This window comes from Methylobacterium symbioticum (genome assembly GCF_902141845.1).
GTDB lineage: Bacteria > Pseudomonadota > Alphaproteobacteria > Rhizobiales > Beijerinckiaceae > Methylobacterium > Methylobacterium symbioticum.
In genome coordinates this window covers 1-7,759 of the sequence record NZ_CABFPH010000165.1, presented here as the reverse complement: position 1 = coordinate 7,759, position 7,759 = coordinate 1, and the positions used below count along the sequence as shown (strand labels likewise).

Annotated in this window: 6 protein-coding genes; all 6 read left to right on the top strand. The window is 72.6% G+C overall.

From position 1 onward, the window contains the following. Window positions 1-409, top strand: a 409-nt coding sequence (locus MET9862_RS27540; RefSeq protein ID WP_185157030.1) for a triphosphoribosyl-dephospho-CoA synthase, incomplete at its 5' end; no start/stop codon positions are given. Further along, on the top strand, window positions 406-1,347 hold the full coding sequence (locus MET9862_RS27535; RefSeq protein WP_142586108.1) for an ACP S-malonyltransferase: 942 nt from the start codon (window positions 406-408) through the stop codon (window positions 1,345-1,347). The genes MET9862_RS27540 and MET9862_RS27535, both read left to right, overlap by 4 nt. A 143-nt stretch (window positions 1,348-1,490) precedes the next feature. Further along, window positions 1,491-2,513 carry a TRAP transporter substrate-binding protein DctP gene (gene dctP, locus MET9862_RS27530; protein ID WP_142586107.1) on the top strand — a complete coding sequence of 341 codons (1,023 nt, stop codon included), beginning with the start codon at window positions 1,491-1,493 and terminating at the stop codon, window positions 2,511-2,513. Then, on the top strand, window positions 2,510-3,199 hold the full coding sequence (locus tag MET9862_RS27525) for a TRAP transporter small permease (RefSeq protein ID WP_142586106.1): 690 nt from the start codon (window positions 2,510-2,512) through the stop codon (window positions 3,197-3,199). The genes dctP and MET9862_RS27525 overlap by 4 nt, the downstream gene beginning before the upstream one ends. Next, the gene (locus tag MET9862_RS27520) at window positions 3,196-4,548 is read left to right on the top strand and encodes a TRAP transporter large permease (RefSeq protein WP_142586105.1); all 1,353 of its coding nucleotides are present in this window, start codon (window positions 3,196-3,198) and stop codon (window positions 4,546-4,548) included. The genes MET9862_RS27525 and MET9862_RS27520 overlap by 4 nt, the downstream gene beginning before the upstream one ends. Window positions 4,549-4,726: 178 nt before the next feature. Beyond that, window positions 4,727-7,759, top strand: a 3,033-nt coding sequence (locus MET9862_RS29705; protein WP_210248136.1) for a PAS domain S-box protein, incomplete at its 3' end; no start/stop codon positions are given.

The window sequence follows — 7,759 nt, the reverse complement described above, 5'->3', positions numbered from 1 at the left end:
CCCCCTCGACGCGCCGGGCGCGCGGGCGCGGCTCCGGCACGGCGTCGGCGGCGCCCCGGCCGAGGCGGCCGCGGGCTTCCCCACCCTCTACCGGGTCGGGCTGCCGGCTCTGCGCCGGGCCCGCAGGCTGCGCCCGGACGATCCCCAGGCGCAGCGCGTCGGCTGCTGCCTCGCCCTGATCGCGCATCTGGAGGACACCAACCTGCTCCACCGCGGCGGCGCGGAGGGCTATCGCTTCGCCCGCGCAGCGGCGGCGGAATTCTGCGCGGTAGGCGGCGTCGCGCAGGACGACTGGTTCGCGCGGGCCGAGGCGATCCACCGCGCCTTCGTCGCCCGCCGCCTCAGCCCGGGCGGGGCGGCCGACCTCCTCGCCATGACCCTGTTCGTGGACGGGCTGGAGGACGCATGACCCTCGCGCTCCTCCTCTCCGGCCAGGGCGGCCAGAACCCGGACATGTTCGCGCTGACCGCCGGCCTGCCCGCGGCGGAGCCGGTCTTCGCCGCCGCGACGTCGCTCCTCGGGCGCGACCCGCGCGCCCTCGTGCGGGATGGGGGCGCGGACCTGCACAACAACCGCATCGGCCAGATCCTGTGCTGCACCGCCGCGCTTGCCGGCTGGAGCCTGGTGGCGCCGGTCCTGCCCGCCCGCACGATCGTGGCCGGCTACAGCATCGGCGACCTCGCCGCCTGGGCGATCGCCGGCCGCTTGCGCCCCGAGGCGGTGCTGCGGCTGGCCGCTGCCCGCGCCGAGGCGATGGATGCGGCGACGGGAGACGGCTTCGGCCTCGCTGGGATCCGCGGGCTGCCGCTCGCCCGGATCGAGGGGCTGGCCGGTACCCATGCCTGCCACCTCGCCATCCGCAACGCCGCCGACAGCGCCGTTCTGGGCGGAGCCCGCCCCGATCTCGACGCGCTCTGCGCCGCCGCCGCCGCCGCGGGGGCGCTGCGCGCCGTGATCCTGCCCGTCCGCACGCCCTCGCACACGCCGCTTCTGTCCGCCGCGGCGGAGGCCTTCCGCGCCCGCCTGTCGACGGAGACGCTGCTGCGGCCCGGCCCCGGCGCGCCGCGGCTCGTCTCGGGCCTCGACGGCTTGGCGGTGTTCGATGCGCGGGCCGGAACGGACAAGCTCGCCCGGCAGATCGGCGAGACCATCGACTGGGCCGCCTGCCTCGTCGCCGCCCGCGAGTTCGGGGCGCAGGCCGTGCTCGAACTCGGCCCCGGTCACGCCCTCGCCACCATGGCCCGCGACGCCCTGCCCGGCGCCCGTGTACACGCGCTGGAGGATTTCCGCTCCGTGGACGGTGTGCGGGCCTGGATCGGCGCAGCATCCCGCAAGGCAGATCTATAATACGCGCTCGCCGCGTTTCGCGCTTTTGCGTGCGCAGAAGCGGGAAAAAGCGCTTGTAAAAATACAGAACTGCCGCATACTCCACGGACAGTCGAACACAATCCAATAATCGACTCTTTTGTCTCTCACGGGAGAGAAACGCCATGACGACGACACGACGGAGCCTCATCGCTTCGGCTCTCGCCGCGCCCGCGCTGCTGCGCTTCGGCCTGAACGCCGCTCAGGCGGCGACCACCCTCAAACTTTCGCATCAATTCCCCGGCGGCACCATCGACGAGGGTGACTTCCGCGACCGGATGTGCCGCAAGTTCGCGGCCGCGGTGGCCGAGCGCTCGAAGGGCGCGCTGGAGGTGCAGGTCTATCCGGGCTCGTCCCTGATGAAGACCAACGCCCAGTTCGGCGCGGTGCGCAAGGGCGCCCTCGACATGTCGCTCTATCCCGCGCCTTACGCGGGCGGCGAGGTGCCGGAGATGAATATCGGCCTGATGCCGGCGCTGGTCACCTCCTACCAGCAGGCGCTCGGCTGGAAGAACGCGGCCGTCGGCCGCAAGATCACCGAGCTGCTCGAATCGAAGGGCGTCGTCCTCGTCTCCTGGGTCTGGCAGGCGGGCGGCGTGGCGAGCCGCGAGCGGCCGCTCCTGACGCCGACCGACGCCAAGGGCATGAAGGTCCGCGGCGGCTCCCGCGAGATGGACATGATGATGAAGCAGGCGGGCGCGGCGACGCTGTCGATCCCGTCGAACGAATCCTACGCCGCCATGCAGACGGGGGCCTGCGACGCGGTCATCACCTCCTCCACCAGCCTGATCTCGTTCCGCCTGGAGGAGATCTCCAAGGCCCTCGTCTCGGGCCGCGAGCGCTCCTACTGGTTCATGCTCGAGCCGATCATGATGTCGAAGATCGTGTTCGAGCGCCTGCCCAAGGACCAGCAGGACCTGATCATGGCGGTGGGCGCCGAACTCGAGAGCTTCGGTCAGGCCGGCGCCAAGGCCGACGACACCCGCGTCGAGGAGGTCTTCGGCAAGGCCGGCGCCAAGGTGCAGACCATGGACGAGGCGACCTTGCGCCAGTGGCGCGATCTCGCCCGCGAGACGGCCTGGAAGGACTTCGCCAACAAGAACGCCTCCTGTGCCGAGCTCCTCAAGCTGGCGGAGCAGGTGTCGTGAGCCACGGATTCGACGCGGCCACCGCCGCTGCCGAGACCCATGCCGCCCCGGTGCCCCGCGCACCGGGGCTTCTCGGCGCGATCGAGGGCGCCATCCGCGGCCTCAACAACCTCATCCTGATGCTCGGCGGCGTGGCCCTCGTCGCCGCCTGCCTCGTGCTCAGCTACAGCGTCCTGATCCGCTACGTGTTCAAGGAACCGACGGAGTGGCAGGACGAGATGGCGGTGTTCCTGATCGTGGGCGCCACCTTCGGCTCGGCCGCCGCCGTGCAGGCCAAGCGCGGCCACGTGGCGATCGAGGCGCTGACCGGCCTGCTCTCGCCCACCGTCAACCGGGTGCGGCTCCTGCTCGCGGACATCGTCAGCTTCGTCTTCGTGGCCTTCTTCACCTGGAAGAGCTTCACCCTCCTGCACGAGGCCTGGGTCGACGGGCAGGTCTCGCAATCGACCTGGGGGCCGCCGCTCTGGATCCCCTATTCCATGATGGCGGCGGGCATGACCCTGCTCGGCATCCAGCTCGCCCTGCAGATCCTGGAGGCCGTGCTCTACGGGCCGGGCCGGGCCGGCTGGGCGGCGCCGAAGGTGGGCGTCGCCGCCGACGTCAACCGGGACATGGCGAGCCGCCCCGACCTGACCCCCCGCGGGCCCGATGTGCTCGCCTCGCAGACCAAGGGGAGCGGCCGATGAGCGTCGCGGCAATCGGTGCCCTCTACGCGGGGGCCACGCTCACGGCGATGCTGTCGGGCATTCCCATCGCGTTCGCGCTGGGCTTCGTGGCGCTCGCCTTCATGTTCGTGTTCATGCCCGCCGCCTCCCTCGATACGGTGGCGCAGAACGTCTACGAGGAGATGGCCTCGATCACCCTGCTCTCGATCCCGCTCTTCATCCTGAAGGGCGCGGCGATCGGCCGGAGCCGGGCCGGCCAGGACCTCTACTCGGCCATGCATGCCTGGATGCACCGCATCCCCGGCGGGCTCGGCATCGCCAACGTCTTCGCCTGCGCGCTGTTCGCCGCCATGGCGGGCTCCTCGCCCGCCACCTGCTCGGCCATCGGCTCGGCGGGCATCCCGGAGATGAGGAAGCGCGGCTACTCGCCGGGCTTTGCCGCCGGAATCATCGCGGCGGGCGGCACGCTCGGCATCCTGCTGCCACCCTCGATCACCATGATCCTCTACGCGGTGGCCGCCGAGCAGTCGCTCGGCCGCCTGTTCCTCGCCGGCATCGGGCCGGGCCTGCTGCTGGTCGGCCTGTTCGCGGCCTGGTCGATCTACCGCTTCCGCTCCGAATACGCGGCGGCGAAAGTGGCCTACGCGGGCGGGGGCGCGCGCTCGGCGATCCTCACCGAGGACACCTACAGCATGCGCGAGCGCTTCTCGACGCTGCCGCGGGTGCTGCCCTTCGTGATCCTGCTCACCGGCGTCATGGTCGCCCTCTACGGCGGCTACGCCACGCCCTCCGAGACGGCCGGGCTCGGCGGCCTGCTGGCGCTCGGCCTGATCGCGGTGATCTACGGGGTCTGGCGGCCCAAGGACGTCAGCCCGATCCTGACCGCGACGCTGCGCGAGTCGACCATGCTGATGCTGATCATCGGCATGTCGCTCCTCTACGCCTACGTGATGAGCTACCTGCACATCAGCCAGGCCGCGGCGCAGGCGATCGTGGCGATGCAGCTCTCGCCCTGGGTGCTGCTGGTGACGATCCTGGCTCTGGTGATCGCGCTCGGCTTCTTCCTGCCGCCGGTCTCGATCATCCTGATGACGGCGCCGATCATCCTGCCGCCGCTCAAGGCCGCGGGCTTCGATCTCGTCTGGTTCGGCGTGGTGATGACGATCACCATGGAGATGGGCCTGATCCACCCGCCGGTGGGGCTCAACATCTTCGTCATCAAGAACATCGCCCCCGACATCCCGCTCTCGGACATCATCTGGGGCACCCTGCCCTTCGTGATCCTGATGGCGGTGGCGATCCTGATCCTCTGCCTCGTGCCGGGCGTCGCCATGTGGCTGCCGGACGTGCTGCTGCCGACCACGCGGTAGCCGGGACCGGAAGCGGCCCTCCCCCCTCCCGGAGCGAGGGAGGGGGAGGGCCGCGCCAATCGCCGCAGGGACCGGGTGGCGCGCGGGCCGCATCATCCGTTCGCGGGACCGACCGGATTGCGCTAGAGCAGGCCGAAAGACCTCGGGATCCGCCGGGGCGTCCCGCGTACGTTGGACCATGCCTGACCCCGATCCCGCAGCCCGCGCGGCCGATCCGAACCGGCTCGCCGCGCTCGCCGCCTACGATATCCTCGACACCCCCGCCGAGACCGGTTTCGACGACGTGGCCCAGCTCGCGGCCCTCGTCTGCGCCGCGCCGGTCGCCCTGGTGAGCCTGATCGGGCCGGACCGCCTCTGGTTCAAGGCCGCGGTCGGCTTCGCGGCCGGCGCCGTGCCGCTCGGCGTCGCGATCTGCACCCACGCCGCCGAGGCGGCGGACCTCCTCGTCATCCCCGACCTCGCCGCCGATCCGCGCACCCGCGACAACCCCTACGTCACCGGTGCGCCGGGCTTCCGCTTCTATGCCGGCGCGCCGCTGCGCAGCCCCGACGGCCACGCGCTCGGCTCCCTATGCATCCTCGACACCGAGCCCCGCCCCGGTGGCCTCTCCGAGACCCAGGCCGACGCGCTGCGCCGCCTCGCCCGGCAGGTGATGAGCCTCCTGGAATTGCGCGCGGCGTTGCGCCAGCGCGAGACCGTCCTCGTCGAGCGGCAGGAGGCGGCGCGCCGGCCCGCCATCCTCGCCGAGACGCAGCAGGCGGTGGCGGCGGCGGGCTCCGACCAGGCGCGCATGCTCGCCGCCCTGGTTTCGGGCGCCATGCGGGCGGTGCCGCGGGCCGAGGGCGGCGCGGTCGAGCTCGGCGAGGGCGAGACGCTGGTCTACCGCGCGGCACAGGGGGCGCTCGGGCCGCATGAGGGCCTGCGCGTGCCGCTCCACGGCAGCCTCTCGGGGAGCTGCCTGATCTCGGGCGAGCCGATCGTCCTTGCGGACACGCAGGCGGATCCCCGCGTCAATCAGGCGCTCTCGGCGATCATCGGGCAGCGCGCCTGCATCCTCGTGCCCGTGACCCGCGAGGGCCGTGTCTTCGGGGTGCTGCGCCTGCAATCGGGGCGGCCCCACGCCTTCACGCCCGCGGATCTCGAATCCGCCCGCCTCTTCGCGGGCGCCCTCTCGGCGGGGCTCGCCGAGGCCGGGGAGGCTGCCGCCCGCGCCGCCGCCCGCGAGGGCGAGAACCGCTACCGCGCCGTGTTCGACAGCCCCTCGGACGTGGCCATCGCCGTCACGGACACGGCGGGCCGCATCACCGACTGGAACGCGGGCGCCGAGCGCCTCACCGGCTGGCCGGCCGAGGCGATGCAGGGGCAGTCGCTCGCCCGGATCTTCACCGAGGAGGATCGCCGCGCGGGCCGGGCCGAGACCGCGATGCGGACCGCCCTCGCGGAGGGCCGCGCCGAGAACGAGGGCTGGCGCCTGCGCGCGGACGGCAGCCGGTTCTGGGCGAACGGAGAGCTGCGCCCGTTGCGCGACGCGTCGGGCGCGCATCGCGGCTTCGTCAAGGTGGTGCGCGACCGTTCGGCCGAGCACCGGGCGAGTCTGGCGCTCGGCGAGGCCGAGGCGGCGTTGCGCCGCGCCCAGGAGGCCGGCGGCGTCGGCGTGTTCTCGGTCGACCTCGCCGACGACATGATCCAGGCGACCCCCGAGCTCTGCCGGCTCTACGGGCTGCCCGAGCGGGCCCGCTTTCCGGCCGCCGAGATTGAGGCCCTCGTCGTGCCCGAGGATGCGGGGATCCGCTCGGGCGCTGCCTCGCGCCGGACGGGCACGGCCGTGCGGGACGTGGAGTACCGGATCCGCCGCGCCGATACGGGCGAGCTGCGCTGGATCGCGCGCCGCGCCGATTTCGAGCAGGACGCGGAGGGGCGCCGCGTCCGCTTCGTCGGCGTGGTGCGCGACGTGACCGAGAGGCGCCTCGCCGACGAGGCCCTGCGGCGCACGCAGGACCGCTACCGGATGCTGTTCGAGGCGATCGAGGTCGGCTTCTGCATCGTCGAGATGCGGTTCGAGGGGACGAGAGCCGTCGATTACCGCATCGTCGAGGCCAATCCCGCCTTCGCCCGTCAGACCGGCGCGGACGTCGTCGGGCGCTGGGTCAGCGATTTCGCGCCGAACCTCGAGCGGCACTGGTTCGACACCTACGGCCGCGTGGCGCTCACCGGCGAGCCCGCGCATTTCGAAAACTATGCCGCGGTGTTCGGCCGGTGGTTCGACGTGCGGGCGCTGCGCGTCGGCGAGCCCGAGGCGCGGCGCGTGGCGATCTTCTTCAGCGACATCACCGCCCGCCGGACGGCGGAGGAGCGGGCGCTCGCCAACGAGCGCGAGCTGCGCCTGATCGCCGACGCGCTCCCGGTCTTCATCGCCTTCGTCGATGCCGACGGCACCTGCCGCTTCGCCAATCTCGCCGGCCGGGACTGGCTGGCGCTCGCACCCGAGGAGGCAGTCGGCCGCGCCCTGTCCGATCTCGACGGCCCGGTGCCGCGGGCGGAGCTTCTGGCACAGGCTGCCCACGCACTCGCGGGCGAGCCGGCCGTGTTCGAGGCGGAATGGCCGCGTCCGGGCGGGACGGGGCGCGTCGCCGAGATCCGTCTCCTGCCCCGCCGGGACGCCAGCGGCCGGGTCGACGGCTTCCACCTGTTCGCCCAGGACGTGACCGCGCATAAGCGGATCGAGGCAGAGCTGGAGCGGCAGGTCGCCGCCCGCACCGCCGAGCGCGACACGGTCTGGCGCGCGAGTTCCGACCTCCTCTGCGTGGCGAGCCTCGACGGCTATTTCCTCAGCCTCAACCCGGCCTGGCCGGCGACCCTCGGCTGGAGCGAGGCCGAGATGAAGGCGCGGCCCTTCCTCGCCTTCGTCCACCCGGACGACGCGGCCGCGACCCTGAAGGCGGCCGAGGGCCTCGCCCGCGGCGAGGCGCAGCTCACCTTCGAGAACCGCTACCGGCACCGCGACGGCAGCTATCGCTGGCTCTCCTGGAACGCGGTGCCGCGCGAGGGGCTGATCTACGCCTCGGTGCGCGACATCACGGCGATCAAGGCACAGGGCGAGGCGCTGGCCCAGGCCGAGGAGGCGCTTCGGCAGGCCCAGAAGATGGAGGCGGTGGGCCAGCTGACGGGGGGTCTGGCGCACGACTTCAACAACCTGCTCACCGGCATCACC

Bases quoted from the DNA above. Each gene is read 5' to 3' on its own strand.
- MET9862_RS27535 (WP_142586108.1), top strand. From the start codon at position 406: ATGACCCTCGCGCTCCTCCTCTCCGGCCAGGGCGGCCAGAACCCGGAC.
- dctP (WP_142586107.1), top strand. From the start codon at position 1,491: ATGACGACGACACGACGGAGCCTCATCGCTTCGGCTCTCGCCGCGCCC.
- MET9862_RS27520 (WP_142586105.1), top strand. From the start codon at position 3,196: ATGAGCGTCGCGGCAATCGGTGCCCTCTACGCGGGGGCCACGCTCACG.